At 68.3% G+C, this 15,562-nt stretch carries 11 protein-coding genes and 1 riboswitch; of the genes, 3 read left to right on the top strand and 8 right to left on the bottom strand.

The window, feature by feature from the left end:
- Window positions 1-20: 20 nt before the first annotated feature.
- The 8 genes from GH664_RS18990 to metK form a co-directional block, all read right to left on the bottom strand.
- Entirely contained in the window at window positions 21-1,913 is a 1,893-nt protein-coding gene (locus GH664_RS18990; RefSeq protein ID WP_153169639.1) for a diguanylate cyclase, read from the bottom strand.
- 167 nt (window positions 1,914-2,080) lie between these two features.
- Window positions 2,081-4,903 (bottom strand): response regulator, encoded by a 2,823-nt coding sequence (locus GH664_RS18985; protein ID WP_153169638.1) that lies wholly within the window; start codon window positions 4,901-4,903, stop codon window positions 2,081-2,083.
- Window positions 4,900-5,463 (bottom strand): YfiR family protein, encoded by a 564-nt coding sequence (locus GH664_RS18980; RefSeq protein ID WP_153169637.1) that lies wholly within the window; start codon window positions 5,461-5,463, stop codon window positions 4,900-4,902. Before GH664_RS18980 ends, GH664_RS18985 begins: the two co-directional genes overlap by 4 nt.
- A 4-nt stretch (window positions 5,464-5,467) precedes the next feature.
- Window positions 5,468-7,504 carry a TonB-dependent siderophore receptor gene (locus GH664_RS18975; RefSeq protein ID WP_153169636.1) on the bottom strand — a complete coding sequence of 679 codons (2,037 nt, stop codon included), beginning with the start codon at window positions 7,502-7,504 and terminating at the stop codon, window positions 5,468-5,470.
- 158 nt (window positions 7,505-7,662) lie between these two features.
- Entirely contained in the window at window positions 7,663-8,496 is an 834-nt protein-coding gene (metF, locus tag GH664_RS18970; protein ID WP_153169635.1) for a methylenetetrahydrofolate reductase [NAD(P)H], read from the bottom strand.
- Entirely contained in the window at window positions 8,493-9,350 is an 858-nt protein-coding gene (locus GH664_RS18965; protein ID WP_153169634.1) for a TlyA family RNA methyltransferase, read from the bottom strand. Before GH664_RS18965 ends, metF begins: the two co-directional genes overlap by 4 nt.
- 109 nt (window positions 9,351-9,459) lie before the next feature.
- Window positions 9,460-10,869 carry an adenosylhomocysteinase gene (gene ahcY, locus GH664_RS18960; protein ID WP_153169633.1) on the bottom strand — a complete coding sequence of 470 codons (1,410 nt, stop codon included), beginning with the start codon at window positions 10,867-10,869 and terminating at the stop codon, window positions 9,460-9,462.
- An 86-nt stretch (window positions 10,870-10,955) separates the two neighbouring features.
- Window positions 10,956-11,066: riboswitch (S-adenosyl-L-homocysteine riboswitch) on the bottom strand.
- Window positions 11,067-11,450: 384 nt separating this feature from the next.
- Entirely contained in the window at window positions 11,451-12,617 is a 1,167-nt protein-coding gene (metK, locus tag GH664_RS18955) for a methionine adenosyltransferase (RefSeq protein ID WP_153169632.1), read from the bottom strand.
- Between the two features lie 203 nt (window positions 12,618-12,820).
- On the opposite strand from metK, the gene GH664_RS18950 reads away from it, so the two are divergent.
- The 3 genes from GH664_RS18950 to dapF are packed head-to-tail and all read left to right on the top strand — an operon-like array spanning window position 12,821 to window position 15,516.
- Window positions 12,821-13,792: a lysophospholipid acyltransferase family protein gene (locus tag GH664_RS18950; protein ID WP_153169631.1), complete on the top strand. Its 972-nt coding sequence runs from the start codon at window positions 12,821-12,823 to the stop codon at window positions 13,790-13,792.
- A complete protein-coding gene (locus GH664_RS18945; protein ID WP_153169630.1) occupies window positions 13,789-14,658 on the top strand; it encodes a lysophospholipid acyltransferase family protein in 870 nt (289 codons plus the stop codon). The genes GH664_RS18950 and GH664_RS18945 overlap by 4 nt, the downstream gene beginning before the upstream one ends.
- A 24-nt stretch (window positions 14,659-14,682) precedes the next feature.
- A complete protein-coding gene (gene dapF / locus GH664_RS18940; protein ID WP_153169629.1) occupies window positions 14,683-15,516 on the top strand; it encodes a diaminopimelate epimerase in 834 nt (277 codons plus the stop codon).
- Window positions 15,517-15,562: the final 46 nt, after the last annotated feature.

Below are 15,562 nucleotides of genomic sequence, written 5' to 3'. Positions count from 1 at the left end.
GCGGGCCGGCGGTTGCGCCGTCAGCGCGGACCGGTGCGCAACTGGCCCTGAACGTAGATGCAACTGCGGTTGCGCCCCGACTGCTTGGCCTGGTACAGCGCACGGTCGGCCGCATTCACCAGGGCGTCGGCGTCGGACATGCCTGCTTCGCGGCTGGCGATGCCGATGCTGATCGAGATCTGGATCACGGCGCTGCCCGCCGTGATGCGCAAGCTCTCGATCATGCGTCGCAGCCGTTCGGCGGCCATCAGCGCCGACTTCAGGTCGGCGTTCTGGCAGATCATCAGGAACTCCTCGCCGCCAAGGCGGCACACGCTGTCGTCCTTGCGTGCGGAGCGTTGCAGCGCCTGGGCCACTTCGCGCAGCACCGCGTCGCCGATGGCGTGGCCGTACGTGTCGTTCACGCGCTTGAAGTGGTCGACGTCGAGCACCATCACCGACAGCGGCTGGCTCGAGCGGTTTGCGGCGCTCCAGGCCTTGGCCAGCGAGGTCATGCCGGAGCGGCGGTTGGGCAGCGAGGTGAGCAGGTCGGTCATCGCCGCGTGCTCGAGGCGACGGTTGCTGATCGCCAGCTCGGCGGCGAACTGCTTGAGTTGCGCGCGGTCGCGTTCCCACGCTTCGAGCAATTGCACGTAGTGCCAGGCGGCGCGCAGGCGGGCGCGCAGGGTGCGAATGTTGACCGGCTTGGTGAGGAAGTCGTCGACGCCGGCTTCGAAGGCTTCGCTGATCTCGTCTTCCGATTCGACGCTGGTCAGCATGATGAGATAGATCGTCTGACCCCAGTCGGTGGCACGCAGCGCACGCGACAGCTCGAGCCCGCTCATGCCCGGCATCATCCAGTCGGTGATGACGATCTGCGGCAGCGCTTCCACCGCAACTGCCAGTGCTTCATGGCCGTTGCCGGCGCAGATCACCGAATGACCGAGCGCGCCCTCGAGCATCGCACGCGTGGTGGCGTCGTCGTCGACCAGCAGCACGCGCAGCGCCGCCGCGCTGCCGCTATCCTCGGGGCGCGGCGCATGCAGTGCCGACATCTGCGCAAAGGACGGCAGGGCCGAGGCCGGGACCTTCAGCAACTCGCCCCATTCGCGCCAGCCGCGCACGAGTTCGTCGATGGTGGCGCCGAGTTCGTCCGCATTGAGGCCGATCTTGCCACCCAGCAGCAGCAGTTCCGCCGTGCGGCCGTTGCGCTCGCATTCGGTGGCAACGCCCAGATCGGCGATGCACTTTGCGAGGTAGAACAGATGGACGAGCTGATGCGGGCGCGAACCCTCCGAAAAACCCGAAGCATCCGGAGTCTCGTGATGATAGATGGGTTCCACCAGCGCACTGGGGACGCCCCATTCGGTGAGCAGCGCGGCGCTCAGTTCGTTGTGGTCGGTGTGGAGATGGTCCTGTTCGAGCGCCGTGAGCTGAAGGTCCGGCGCTTGCCGCCGCAGCAGGTTCGTGTATTCCGACGGGTAGGCGGTGGCCAGCCCGAGGCAGCCGATGCGTGCCAGCAGGCCGCAGGCGAAGAGCTCGTCGGCCGTGCCGGCGTGGGTCATGGCGCAGACCTTCTGCATCGCCAGCCCCATCAGCAGCGAGTGCGACCAGAAGGTCTGGTAATCGAAGCCTTCGCAGGGCCCGTTCTGGTACTGGTCGACCAGCGAGAAACCCAGTGCCAGGTTGCGCACCGTGCTGAGACCCAGACGCAGGATGGCTTCGGTCACCGATGCGACCGGGCGGCGGCCGCCGTGGGCAGCGGAGTTGGCCTGGCGGATCAGGCGGCCGGCGAGCGCAGGGTCGGTCTGGGCAATGCGCGCGATCTCGGCGGCCGTGGTGTCGTCCTTGCGGCACATCTCGAGGATGGCCAGGGCCACCCCTTTCGGGCTGGGAAGTTCGCCGCTGATGGCGATGTTGTCGAGTTTCTTCATCTCTGTGCAGGCCGTCATGCCAACAGCGCAATTGCCTTCCAGCCACGGCAGCGCGTAATCATCGTCAAAGCTTACTCAATAATGCCGGGAATGTGCGTGCACCATTACGCTGCCATGCAACTTTCGCCCGTTCGCCAGCCCGGCGCGCGTGCCCCGCAAGGCGGAGTTCATCCCATTTCCGCGAGCAGGGAGCCGATTTCGTCGATCACGCGACGGTACTCGTCGCCGACATCGTCGATCGCATCGCGCGCGTCCTGCAAGCGCCCTTCCTTGCCCGAGAGCTCGACGTCCTTGAGCCGCGCCGCCAGCAGCGTCGCGCCCACGTTGGCCGAACTCGATTTCAGGCTGTGCGCCGCCTGGCGGATGGCTTCGGCATCGCCGCCCTGCGTCGCCTCCCGCAGCCGGTCCACAGCCTCGCCGCTGGTATCGGCATACACGCGCATGATGCGCGCAACCAGGCCCAGCCCGCCCGTCGGATCGAGTTCGCGGAACTGGACGAAGAAGTTGCGATCGATCGCGGCCGGCATTGCATCGGCCGGCCCGCAGCTCGCCATCGGCGTGGCGGGCACGCCCTCGGGCGTGGCCCGGGCCGTGGCGGCCTCGTCCTGCCGAGCGGGGTGGCGCACCACCATGTGACGCTGCAGCGTCTCGCGCAATTGGGCGAGGTCGTAGGGCTTGGACAGGAAGTCGTCCATGCCTGCCTCGAGGCAGCGACTGCGGTTGCCTTCCATGACGTCGGCCGTGAGTGCGACGATGGGTACGTGGCGCGCCTGACCCTGCTGCTGGCGGATCGCCGCGGTGGCCTCGTAGCCGTCCATCAGCGGCATGTGGCAATCCATCAGGATCACGTCGAAGTCCTGCGACGTCGCCAGGCGCAGCGCCTCGCGGCCGTTGCCGGCCACGTCGACCGCGATGCCGAGCTTGGCAAGCATGGCCTGCGCCACATGCTGGTTGGTCGGATTGTCCTCGGCCAGCAGGACTCGACCGGCAAGGACGGTCGTGTCCGCGAGGCCGCTCGAGGGGCTGATCGCGGCGGCCGCCTGCGGCCTGCGCGGGCTGCGCAATGCGCTGCACACCACCTGATGCAGCTCGGCCTGGCGGATCGGCTTGTGCACGCAGCGCAGGATGCCGGCGCGTTCGCGCTCGCGCACGCTGGCGCTGGAGTAGCTCGAGGTCAGCACGATGAGGCCCGTCGTCGCCAGTTCGGGCATGGCCTGGATCGCATTGGCCAGTTGCAGTCCGTCCATCTGCGGCATGTGCATGTCCAGCACCGCGAGCGCGAAGGGTTGGCCCCGGTCGTGCGCGCAGCGCATCCGCTCGAGCGCCTCCGCGCCGCTCGACGCGCATTCCACCTGCATGTGCCAGCCTTCGAGCTGGCGCTGGAGGATCTCGCGGTTGGTCGGGTTGTCGTCGACCACCAGCACGTGCACGCTGGCCAGACCGATGTCGCAGCACAGCGCGCCGACGGCGGTGGTGCCGGCCTCAAGCGGAATCTCGATCCAGAACTGCGCGCCCTCGCCCGGCGTGCTGCTGACGCCGATGCGGCCGCCCATCAGCTCCACCAGCCGGCGGCAGATCGCCAGGCCGAGGCCGGTGCCGCCGTACTGGCGGGTGGTCGAGCCGTCGAGCTGGGCGAAGTGCTCGAAGATCTTGCGCTGCGCCTCGAGCGGGATGCCGATGCCGGTGTCCTCGACACTGACGCGCAGGCGGCAGCGCTCGCCCTCCTCGGCGGCCAGGCGCACCCGCGCCACGACCTCGCCCTGCTCGGTGAACTTGACTGCGTTGCTGATCAGGTTGGCCACCACCTGGCGGATGCGGAAGGGGTCGCCACGCAGGCTGCGGCGCGCGTCCGGCGGAATGTCGGCCACCAGTTCGAGGCCTTTCTTTTCCGCCGGCTGGGCGAACATGGCGAGCGCGTTCTCGATCAGTTCGCCCGGCTCGAACTCGACGTCTTCCAGTTCCAGGTGGCCGGATTCGATCTTCGAGAAATCGAGGATGTCGTTGATGATGCCCAGCAGGTGGCGCCCCGAATTCTGCACCGCTTCGGCGAAGTGGCGCTGCTCGGCATTGAGCGAGGTGTCGAGCAGCAGCTCGGTCATGCCGAGCACACCGTTCATCGGCGTGCGGATCTCGTGGCTCATGGTGGCGAGGAAGTCGCTCTTGGCCTGGCTGGCGGCTTCGGCCGCCTCCTTCGCCCGCAGCAGCTCGTGCGTGCGCACCGCGACTTCTTCTTCCAACTGGTCGCGATGCGCCGCCAGGCGCGCGTCGCGCTCGGCGATCTGCGCCAGCATGCGGTTGAAGCCCTCGGCCAGCGAGTCGAGCTCGACGAGGCCGCTGGTCTCGGCCCGGGCCGCGTAATCGTCCTCGCGCGCCACCCGCGTGGTGAGCGAGGTCAGCGCGGCGAGCGGGCGCAGCACCACGCCGTGCAGGCGCCGCACCAGCGCGGTGGCCGCGGTGAGCGCCAGCAGCGCCGCCAGCACCATGATCGCTGCGTAGGTCGTCAGTTGCAGGTAGAGCGGCCCGAGTTCGACGTCGAGGCGGATTGCGCCCAGCACCTTCTGACCGCCGGCGATGGGTTGGGTCAGGCGCAGCCGGGAGAAATCGAATTGCGCCTCTTCGGTGAGTCCGGTAGGAGCTGACAGCGGTGTGTCGGTGGCGTTCTCGTAACGGGCGAACACTTTCAGCGCCGAGTCGTAGATCGCAGCCTGGGTGACGCTGGGCGAATTGCGCAGCGTGTCGAGCACGTCGGTGGCCGACTTCGGATCGCCGAACAGCAGGCTGGCCGACGCGTTGTCGGCGAGCACGCGGGCCATCGTGCGAGTGTCGGACTCGAGCGTGAGCGCGCTGACGACGAAGTTTCCCGCCAGCACGATGGCGGCGACGATGGCGAGCGTGACCCCGAGTGCCAGATGGTTGGCACGCCGGACCTGCTCGGCGAGCCGGATGCCGGGCGTGGGGGCCGCATTGTCGTCAGCAGCGGAACGCTTCATTGGATGACCTCGGTGGCGAGACGCAGCAGCTTTGCGCTCAGGTTCAGGTTCTGCCGCCGGGCTGCGGCGAGGTTGGCGGAGAAGCTCACCTTGCCGTCCGCCGTGTCCATGTTCAGCATCGCGCCTTGCTGCAGGGCGCCCGGACTGTCGGCCACGACCAGCGTCGGCGAGGCGCCCAGGCGGTCGAACACGCGCGACAGGTTGCCGATCATCGGCCGGGTGACGAACACCAGGTGGCAGCCTGCAAGGTTGTCGGCACTCACCGTGCGGCGCACCGCGATGCGGCGATTGCCGACTGACTGGCGGCTGAGCGCATCGATGTCGGCACCGAAGGGGTCATCGCCGTAGATGCAGACGGCCAGCGTGTTGCCGATCGAGTCGGGCCATTCGGTGAAGGTGGCGAAGTTGAACAGGTAGGCGGCCTTCAGGCGGTACTCGCTCACGCTGTCGGCCCCTGCCGGCTGCACCGCCGCCAGGCAGGCGGCGGCAAGCAGGCCGCAGATCAGGCGTCCCAGTCCGGGGCGCCCTGTTGCGAGCCGTGTGCGAGCGCTTCCCGGCATGGGCTCAGAAGCGGTAGTCGAGCGCCAGCCGCACGCTGCGGCCGTCCTGCTCGAAGACCGGCTGCCAGTTCAGCCCGGGGCCGCCGCTCGGATGCTCGTAGCGGCGGTCGAACAGGTTCAGCACGCTGAACGAGACTTCCAGCCCGCGCGCCCAGCGGTCGGCGATCAGGTGCAGGTCGGAGCGCCAGTACGACGCGACGGTGTCGCCGGCATAGTTGCGGCGTTCGCCGTCGTAGTGCAGCGCGTAGCCCAGGCGCATCTCCGTGGCGGGAATCGGGCTCGAGAACAGCAGCTTGCCCAGTACGTGGGGCGAGTTCTCGGCGGTTTGGCCGTCTGCCATGGTGGCCGACTGCACGGCGAGGCTCGCGCGCAGGCGGGCGCCCTGGCTCCAGTTGTGCAGGGCCGACAGCTCGACGCCCTTGGCGGTGACCTTGCCCATCTGCTGGTACTGCGGCAGGCCGCTTGCCGGGTCGGTGCCGAGGCCGATCAGATCATCCAGTTCCCAGCGATACACCGAGGCCCGCACCTGGAAGTCGCGCGTTAGCTGGTGATCGGCGACCAGCTCGAGGGTGTCGATGGATTCGCCGCGCAGCGCCGGGTTGGCGGCCTGCACGTCCGCTTCCGCATAGTCGCGTTCCCACGAATTGGGCGCGCGGTGCGCGCGGCCATAGAGCGCCTTCAGTGTGGTGCCCGCGCTTGGCTGCCAGATCAGCCCGGCGCGCGGGCTGAGCTTGGTGCCGGTGATGTCGTTGCGATCGATGCGCAGGCCAAGCGTGCTGGTCAACGTGTCGCCCAGCCGCCACTCGTCCTGAATGTAAAGGCCAGCGCGCCAGCCCTCGCGGCGGATGGCGACGTCGCTGGCCGGATCGGCCACGGCGTTGATGTGCTGGTCCATGCGCACATTGCGCTGGTATTCCAGCCCCAGCATCAGCTTGTGCGCGTCGACTGCGCTGGACACCAGCCGCAGTTCGGCGCCGTGCCAGTCGCCGGCAACCGGGTAGGCGTAGGCCGCGCCGTCGAACTGGAGCTTGCTGTCGTACCGGTAGCGGCCGGCGAAAGCGCGCGCGGTGAGCGACAGGGTGTCGCTCAACGTGTCCTCGTACTGCAGTTGCGCGTTGGTGAGGTGGTCCTGCTGGTACTGGCCGCGCGCCAGCGGGTCGGATCGATAGACGGCGGTGGGGTCGTCCTTGCGGCGATCGCCGTCGGCGAGGTCGAAGGTCCACGGGCCGCGTGCGACGCGGAAGTAGAAGTCCTTCTTGCTTTCGCCATCCATGTTGCGCGCGCGACCGCTGACGTCGGCGTCGCCGAAGTCGAAGAAAAGATCTTCGCCGCGCGAACGGAACACCGAGGCCGACACCAGCACGTCGATGTCGTTGTCCAGTCGCTTGCCCCAGGTGGCGCGCGCCTTGCGGCCGGCCTGTGGCCATTGCCAGTATCCGGACAGCTCGCCGCCGTCGACGCCGGCGCCGCTGCGGGTGACGATGTTGACCACGCCGAACATGGCGTTCTGGCCATAGACGGCGCCGCCCGGGCCGGGGATGAACTCGATGCGTTCGACCAGGCTCAGGTCGATGGGCAGCGTGTTGCCATAGGGCGCACCGTCATAGACGTTGTCGTTCAGCCGATTGCCATTCAGCGTGAACAGCACGCGGGTCACGTAATCGCCGGGCAGGGCGAAGCCGCGGACGCCGAGGTAGGCATACTGGCGGTCGTACGTGTGATGCGTGCCGGGCAGGCTCGCCAGCGCCTCGTCGATCGTGCGCCAGCCGAAGGCGCGGATCTCGTCGCGGGTGATGACCGTGACTGCGGCAGCGACCTCGCTCTGTTTCTGCTCGTATTTCGACGCGCCCACCACGGTGACCGCCATCAGTTGCTCCAGGCTGAGCTCGGTCAGCTCGGCGGCGATCGACGGCACCGGCGTGTGCAGCAGCGCAAGCGCCACCAGCCAGGTCGCGTGGCGGGCGGCTGCAGCTTGCGGGCGGGTGTGGCGGTGCGGGCGGCCGGGGACGGCGCACCCCGGCGTACGGGTATCCGGATTCATGAGGCGGTGGCGCGATGCCGTCCGTGCCGATGCGACCGGCGGCCAGGCGTGATGTTGTTGGGCTACGATGTGTTACGGCATCGCGCCCGCCTTCTTGAATGCTCTGCTCATCCCGCGCGACCGGTTCCGCCGTCGGCCGTCAGGCGTGGCGTTCGCCCTCAGCCGCCCAGGCCGAGGCGCCTGCAGATCTCGGTCGTCGGCCCGGCCATGTTCATGCTGTAGAAGTGCAGGCCGGGCGCGCCTTCGGCAATCAGCCTCTCGCACAGGCGGGTCACCACGTCGAGGCCGAAGGCGCGGATGGAGTCGGTGTCGTCGCCGTAGCTCTCGAAAGTCTTGCGCATCCAGCGCGGGATCTCGGCGCCGCAGGCGTCAGAGAAGCGCGCCAGCTTGCTGAAGCTGCTGATGGGCATGATGCCGGGCACGATGGGGAGGGTGACGCCCAGCTTGCGCACCGCGTCGACGAAGTTCAGGTAGGCGTCGATGTTGTAGAAGTACTGGGTGATCGCCGAATTGGCGCCGGCCTCGGCCTTGCGCTTGAAGGCGAGCAGGTCGTCCTTCGGGCTTCTCGCCTGGGGATGCCATTCGGGGTAGGCGGCCACCTCGATGTGGAAGCGGTCGCCCGTCTCCTGGCGGATGAACTCCACCAGCTCGCTGGCGTAGCGGAACTCGCCCGCCGCGCCTGCACCGGAAGGCAGGTCGCCGCGCAGCGCGACGATGCGGTGGACGCCGGTCGCGGCGTACTGGTGCAGGATCTCGCGGATGCTGTCGCGGGTGGAGCCGATGCACGACAGGTGCGGCGCGGCCTCCAGCCCGGCGGCGGCGATGTCCCTCACCGCGGCAAAGGTGCGCTCGCGGGTGGAGCCGCCGGCACCGTAGGTCACGGAGAAGAAGGCCGGCTTCAATGCAGCCAGCTTCGCGCAGGTGGCCTGCAGTTTCTCGGCGCCTTCGGTTGTCTGCGGCGGAAAGAACTCGATCGAGATTTCAGTGCTCATGATGTGTGCGGTGCAGTGTCGCCAGCCGTGGCGCGGATGGCGTGAAGGAAGAATTCGCGGTTGCCGTCGCCGCCGGTGATGGGCGAGTCGAACCAGTCCAGGATGCGCAGGCCGGCCTCGTGCGCCGCGGCGCGCAGGCGCGCCTCGACTTCGGCGTAGAGGCTGGCGTCGCGCACGATGCCGCCCTTGCCCAGGTTCTGCGGACCGACCTCGAACTGTGGCTTCACCAGCGCCAGCACATGGCCGCCGGGTGACAGCAACGCCGGCCACTGCGGCATCAGCAGCGCCAGCGAGATGAAGCTGGCATCGCAGACGAGGAGGTCGAAGCCATGCGGCGGAAAATGCCCGCCCAGGTCGGCAGGCGTGAGCTGGCGGGCGTTGAGCCCCTCCAGCGTGATGCAGCGCCGCTCGTGGCGCAGGCGCGCGTGCAACTGGTCGTGACCGACCTCCACGCCCACCACCTTCGCCGCGCCCGCCTGCAGCAGGCAGTCGGTAAAGCCGCCGGTGGATTGGCCGATGTCGAGGCAGGTGATGCCATGGATGTCGAGCAGGCTGCGCCTGAGTGCCCCTTCCAGCTTCAGCGCGCCGCGCGACACGAAGCGGTCGCTGTCGTCCGGCGTCACCGCCAGCCGGGCGTCGGGCGGCAACTCCAGCGCCGCCTTGGTGACCGGCTCGCCCTCGTGGCTGACACGCCCGGCATCGACCAGCGCGCGCGCCGCGGTGCGCGAGGCCGCCAGGCCCTGCGCCACCAGCAACTGGTCGACGCGCAGCAGGCCGTGGCGGTCGACCGGCTTGCGGCTGTCCGCGGCGGGCCGCGGTCGCCCGTGGCGGGCGTGGAAGGAGTTCATGCTCATGGCGGAGGCGTCAGTCAGGTCTGGCTGTTCGATATCGCGGTCAAGCCCGCTCCTACGCCTCTGCATCGCCGTAGGAGCGGGCCTGACCGCCATCACTGGCCGGCGCCGCTCAGTAGCGGTACGAGTCCGACTTGTACGGGCCTTCCTTCGGTACGCCGATGTAGGCGGCCTGCGCGTCGGTCAACACGCTGAGCTGGGCGTTGAGCTTCTTCAACTGCAGGCGCGCGACCTTCTCGTCCAGGTGCTTGGGCAGGGTATAGACGCCCACCGGGTACTTGTCGGTGTGCTGGAAAAGCTCGATCTGCGCGATCGTCTGGTTGGCGAAGGAGCTCGACATCACGTAGCTCGGGTGGCCGGTGGCGCAGCCCAGGTTCACCAGTCTGCCCTTGGCGAGCAGGATGATCCGCTTGCCGTCGGGGAAGATGATGTGATCGACCTGCGGCTTGATCTCTTCCCACCGGTACTGCTCGACCGAGGCGACGTCGATCTCGTTGTCGAAGTGGCCGATGTTGCAGACGATGGCCTGGTCCTTCATCTTCGCCATGTGGTCGTGGGTGATCACATGGTAGTTGCCGGTGGCGGTGACGAAGATGTCGGCCTTGTCGGCGGCGTAGTCCATCGTGACCACACGGTAGCCTTCCATCGCCGCCTGCAGCGCGCAGATCGGGTCGACCTCGGTGACCCAGACCTGGGCCGACAGCGCGCGCAGCGCCTGGGCCGAGCCCTTGCCCACGTCGCCGTAGCCGCAAACCAGCGCAACCTTGCCGGCGATCATCACGTCGGTGGCGCGCTTGATGCCGTCGACCAGCGACTCGCGGCAGCCGTACAGGTTGTCGAACTTGGACTTGGTCACCGAGTCATTGACGTTGATCGCCGGGAACTTGAGCTCGCCGCGCGCGTGCATCTGGTACAGGCGATGCACGCCGGTGGTGGTTTCCTCGGTGACGCCCTTGATGTGAGCCAGCCGCGTCGAATACCAGGTGGGATCCTGCGCCAGCTTGGCCTTGATGGCGGCGAAGAGGATCGTCTCTTCTTCCGAGCCCGGATTTGCCAGCACCGAGAGATCCTTCTCGGCGCGCGCGCCGAGGTGCAGCAGCAGCGTGGCGTCGCCGCCGTCGTCCAGAATCATGTTCGAGTAACCGCCATCCGACCACTCGAAGATGCGGTGGGTGTACTCCCAGTAGTCGGTCAGCGATTCGCCCTTGACGGCGAACACAGGGATGCCGTCCTTGGCGATGGCGGCCGCGGCGTGGTCCTGAGTGGAGAAGATGTTGCACGACGCCCAGCGCACCTGGGCGCCGAGTGCGGTCAGCGTCTCGATCAGCACCGCGGTCTGGATTGTCATGTGCAGCGAGCCGGTGATGCGCGCGCCCTTGAGGGGCTGGCTGGCGGCGTATTCCTCGCGGATCGCCATCAGGCCGGGCATCTCGGTCTCGGCGATGCGGATTTCCTTGCGGCCCCAGTCGGCGAGCGACAGGTCGGCAACAACGTAGTCTTGAATGTCAGCCACAGCGTTCATGTGAAGCTCCGTGCTATGGCCGGGAGGGAGGGGGTACGGCAGCATGCTCACCCGACATCCCGAACCCGGCAGGGTTGAGAGTAACGACCAGGTGAGCGCCGTTGAACTGCCCCGTCGGATTGCAGCGGGAGACGGGTTCCGAGCCTGGGGGCCGCTGCAGGGGGTGCAGCCGGCGCCTCGCAGCGCTCCTCGGAAACTGAAATTATAGCTTCAGATTCGCGGGTTTATTGCGCCTGTTTGAGTTCGCAATGGAGCAGGTCTGGCGGCGGGGGATGCGCGGAGCGGACGAGCACTGTCCGAGTCCCGAGCGCAGCGAGGTCGAGTTGCGCAGGACGTGGAGCGCATCCCCCGTCGCCAGACCGGATTTGTCGCAAACGATTCATCCGGCGACAGTCGGCCGGTGCTGCTAACCGCCTGCCGCGCCGAGTGTTTGCTCCGCGGGCTGCGCCGCTGCGCGGCGCTTGCGGAGGGCACGCAAATGAGCGCCCTCGCTTCGCTCGGTGCTCGGACAGTCCTCGCCCGCTCCGCAAACACCCGACACGGCAGGCTTGGCGTTGTTGCGTTACCCTTCTGCCTTCGCTTTACAGTCCAGCGTCCGCGCGCAGCGCGGCCGCCTTGTCGGTCTGCTCCCACGAGAACTCCGGCTCGTCGCGGCCGAAGTGGCCGTAGGCGGCGGTCTTGGAGTAGATCGGGCGCAGCAGGTCCAGCGTCTGGATGATCGCCTTCGGGCGCAGGTCGAAGTGGCGGCCGATCAGTTCGACGATCCTGTCGTCGGCGATCTTGCCCGTGCCGAAGGTGTTCACCATCAGGCTCACCGGGCGCGCCACGCCGATCGCGTAGGCCACCTGCACCTCGCACTTGTCGGCCAGGCCGGCGGCGACGATGTTCTTCGCCACGTAGCGGCCGGCGTAGGCGGCCGAGCGGTCGACCTTGGACGGGTCCTTGCCCGAGAACGCGCCGCCGCCGTGGTGGGCCGCGCCGCCGTAGGTGTCGACGATGATCTTGCGCCCGGTCAGGCCGCAGTCGCCGTGCGGGCCGCCGACGACGAAGCGGCCGGTCGGGTTCACCAGGTAGCGCACGTTGCCCTGCATCAGCTCGGGCGGCAGCACCGGCTTGATGATCAGCTCGATCACCGCCTCGCGGATCTGCTCCTGGGTGACGTCCGGGTCGTGCTGCGTGGATACCACCACGGTGTCGATCGCCACCGGCTTGCCGTCGACGTACTTCACCGTGAGCTGGCTCTTGGCGTCCGGGCGCAGCCACGGCAGGCGGCCGTCCTTGCGCACTTCGGCCTGGCGCTGCATCACGCGGTGCGCGTAGTAGATCGGCAGCGGCATCAACGCGGCGGTTTCATTGGTGGCGTAGCCGAACATCAGGCCCTGGTCGCCGGCGCCCTGGTCGAGCGGGTCGTCGTTGGCGGCATTCACGCCCTGGGCGATGTCGGGCGACTGGCGGTTGATTGCCGCCAGCACCGCGCAGCTCTTGTAGTCGAAGCCGATGTCGGAGTTGTCATAGCCGATGCGGCGGATGACTTCCTGCGCGATCTCGCGGTAGTTGGGGTGGGCAGTGGTGGTGATCTCGCCCGAGATCACGACGAGGCCGGTGGACACCAGCGTCTCGCAGGCAACGCGCGCCTTCGGGTCTTCGGTGAGGATGGCGTCCAGCACGCCATCGGAGACCTGGTCGGCGACCTTGTCGGGATGGCCTTCAGAAACGGATTCGGAAGTGAAGAGGTAGGTATTGCTCAAGATGCTGCTCCAAAAACGCGAAATCCCCGATTCGCACTGGCCTTGCGTCGCGGCCGGCTCCGGGGATGCTTTCGAGCAGCCGACGCTTTAGCAGAACTTGTTTTGCCGATCGGGACGCTTCGCCCCGCGGTGGCCGCCCTGCAAGTTGTCGAGTTAACTCGGCGGCTAAGTCATAATTATACGAAGCTGCATCCGGAGGTCAAATGCTCCGGCCCGCCGAGCGTGATTTCCTGCTGAGCGACGTGATCGTCCAATCCCTGTTCCGCCTTCTCGCCCGTCTTCCCCTGTCCTGGCTGCACCGCCTTGGTGCCTGGGCTGGCTGGATCACGTACGCGACATCGCCAACCTACCGCCGCCGCCTGCGGCAGAACCTGTTCAACGCCCTCGGCCGCGAGGACGAGCGCCTGCTGCGCGCGGCGATCGCCGAGACCGGCCGCCAGTTCATCGAGATCGCCTGGGTGTGGCTGCGGCCGGTCGAGGAAGTCATGCAGAAGGTGCGCGTCGAAGGCTGGGAGCTGGTCGAGGAGGCGCGCCGCGACGGTGCCGGGCTGCTGTTCATCACGCCGCACCTGGGCTGCTTCGAGATCAACGCGCAGTACATCGCCACGCGCGAACCGATCACCGTGCTCTACCGGCCGCCGCGCAAGTCGGCGCTGGCGCCGCTGATGGAGGAAGGGCGCAGCCGGCCGCAACTGCGCGCGGCGCCGGCCGACCTGTCGGGCGTGCGCCAACTGGTGAAGACACTGCGCGGCCGCGGCGCGGTGGGCATGCTGCCCGACCAGGTGCCGGGCGCGGGCGAAGGCGTGTGGGCGCCGTTCTTCGGCCGTCCGGCGTGGACGATGACCCTGGCGGCGCGCCTGGCCGAGGTGAAGGGCGTGCGGACGATCTACTGCTGGGTCGAGCGCCTGCCGCGCGGCGAAGGTTTCGTGATGCGCCTCTACCCGCCGACGCAGCCGCTGGAAGGCGATCTCGAGGCGCGCTGCGCCACCATCAACCGCGAAGTCGAGCGCCTGATCATGCTGCGTCCCGAGCAATACCTGTGGGGTTACAACCGCTACAAGAAGCCGCGCTCGGCGCAGGCCGAAGGGGTGGCCGCGGAAGAGCCTGCGCGCGATGCCGGCGCCGGTGCGGCTGAGGGCAGGGCGGGTGATGGCGCGGCGGGAGGGGAGCGATGAGCCATCTCGTCGTCGGCCTGATCTGGCTGCTGCACCTGCTGCCGCTGCCGCTGCTCGTGCGGCTGGGGCGCGGCTTCGGCCTGATGCTGTATCCGTTCGCGCGCTGGCGCCGCCATGTGGTGCTCACCAACCTGCGGCTGTGCTTCCCGGACCTCGACGACGTCGCGCGCCGGAGTCTGGCACGCCAGCACTTCGCGCTGCTCGGCCGCAGCCTGCTCGAGCGTGGCCTGCTGTGGTGGGCGAGCGCGGAACGCCTGCGGGAGCTGGTGCCCATCGACGGCCTGGAGCATCTGCGGCGGGCGCAGGACGAGGGCCGCGCGGTGATCCTGCTGGCGCCGCATTTCCTCGGCCTCGACATGGCCGGAACCCGGCTCACGCTCGAGATCAACGCCGTCAGCATCTACGCGCGGCAGAAGAACAAGGTCTTCGACCGCTGGCTCTATCACGGCCGCAGCCGTTTCGGCGACCAGTTGCTGCTGTCGCGCAGCGATGGCGTGCGCAGCACGGTGAAGGCGATGAAGTCGGGGCGGCCCTTCTACTATCTGCCCGACCTCGACTACGGCCCGCGCGAATCGATCTTCGTGCCCTTCTTCGGCATTCCGGCCGCTACCATCTCCGGCCTGCCGCGACTGGCGCGGCTGGCGGATGCGGTGGTGCTGCCCTGCGTCGCGCGCCTGCGGCCGGAAGGCGGCTGCGTGCTGCACATCGGCGCACCGTGGGACAATTTCCCCGGCGCCGATGTCGAAGGCGACGTGGCGCGCATGAACGCCTGGCTCGAGGGTGTGATCCGCACCATGCCCGAGCAGTACTACTGGGTGCATCGCCGCTTCAAGACGCGGCCCCCCGGCGAGCCCAAGCTGTACTGAGCTGAAAACCTCCGGACCCCTCAGATGAAACTGCACTTCACCAAGATGCACGGCCTCGGCAACGACTTCGTCGTGATCGACGCCACCCGCGGCGCGGTCGACCTCACGCCCGCGCGCGTCACCGCCATCGCCGATCGTCATTTCGGCGTGGGCTGCGACCAGTTGCTGGTGGTCGAGCCAGCGACCCAGCCGGGCGTGGATTTCCGCTACCGCATCTTCAACGCCGACGGCGGCGAGGTGGAGCAGTGCGGCAACGGCGCGCGCTGCTTCGTGCGCTTCGTGCACGACCACGCGCTCACCGACAAGCGTGAGATCCGCGTCGAGACGCGTGCCGGCATCATCGCGCCGCGCCTGCGCGACGATGGCCTGGTGACGGTGGACATGGGCGTGCCGGTGCTGAAGCCGGCCGACGTTCCCTTCGTGTCCGAGTCCGACGCGGTGGTACAGCCGCTGCAGGTCGGCGCCGACACGGTGGCGATCACTGCGGTGTCGATGGGCAACCCGCACGCGGTGCAGGTGGTGGCCGACGTCGACGCCGCGCCGGTCGTCGCGCAGGGCGCGCTGATCGAGCGCCACGCGCGCTTTCCGGCGCGCGTCAATGCGGGCTTCATGCAGGTGGTAGATGACCATCACATCCGCCTGCGCGTGTTCGAGCGGGGCGCGGGCGAGACGCTCGCCTGCGGCACCGGCGCCTGCGCGGCGGTGGTCGCCGGCATCCTCCGCGGCCTGCTGGAATCGCCGGTGCGCGTGGATACCCGCGGCGGCGCGCTGGAGATCGCCTGGGCGGGCGAGGGCGCGCCGGTGCTGATGACCGGCCCCGCGATGACCGTGTTCGAAGGCGAGATGGAGCTCGCCTGAGTCTGCACCGAAATTCTGCCATTTCCTGCCGGAACTGATCCGGCCT

Source organism: Thauera sp. 2A1, from assembly GCF_009469595.2.
Classification (GTDB): domain Bacteria; phylum Pseudomonadota; class Gammaproteobacteria; order Burkholderiales; family Rhodocyclaceae; genus Thauera.
This window is presented reverse-complemented; position numbering and strand designations above follow the sequence as displayed.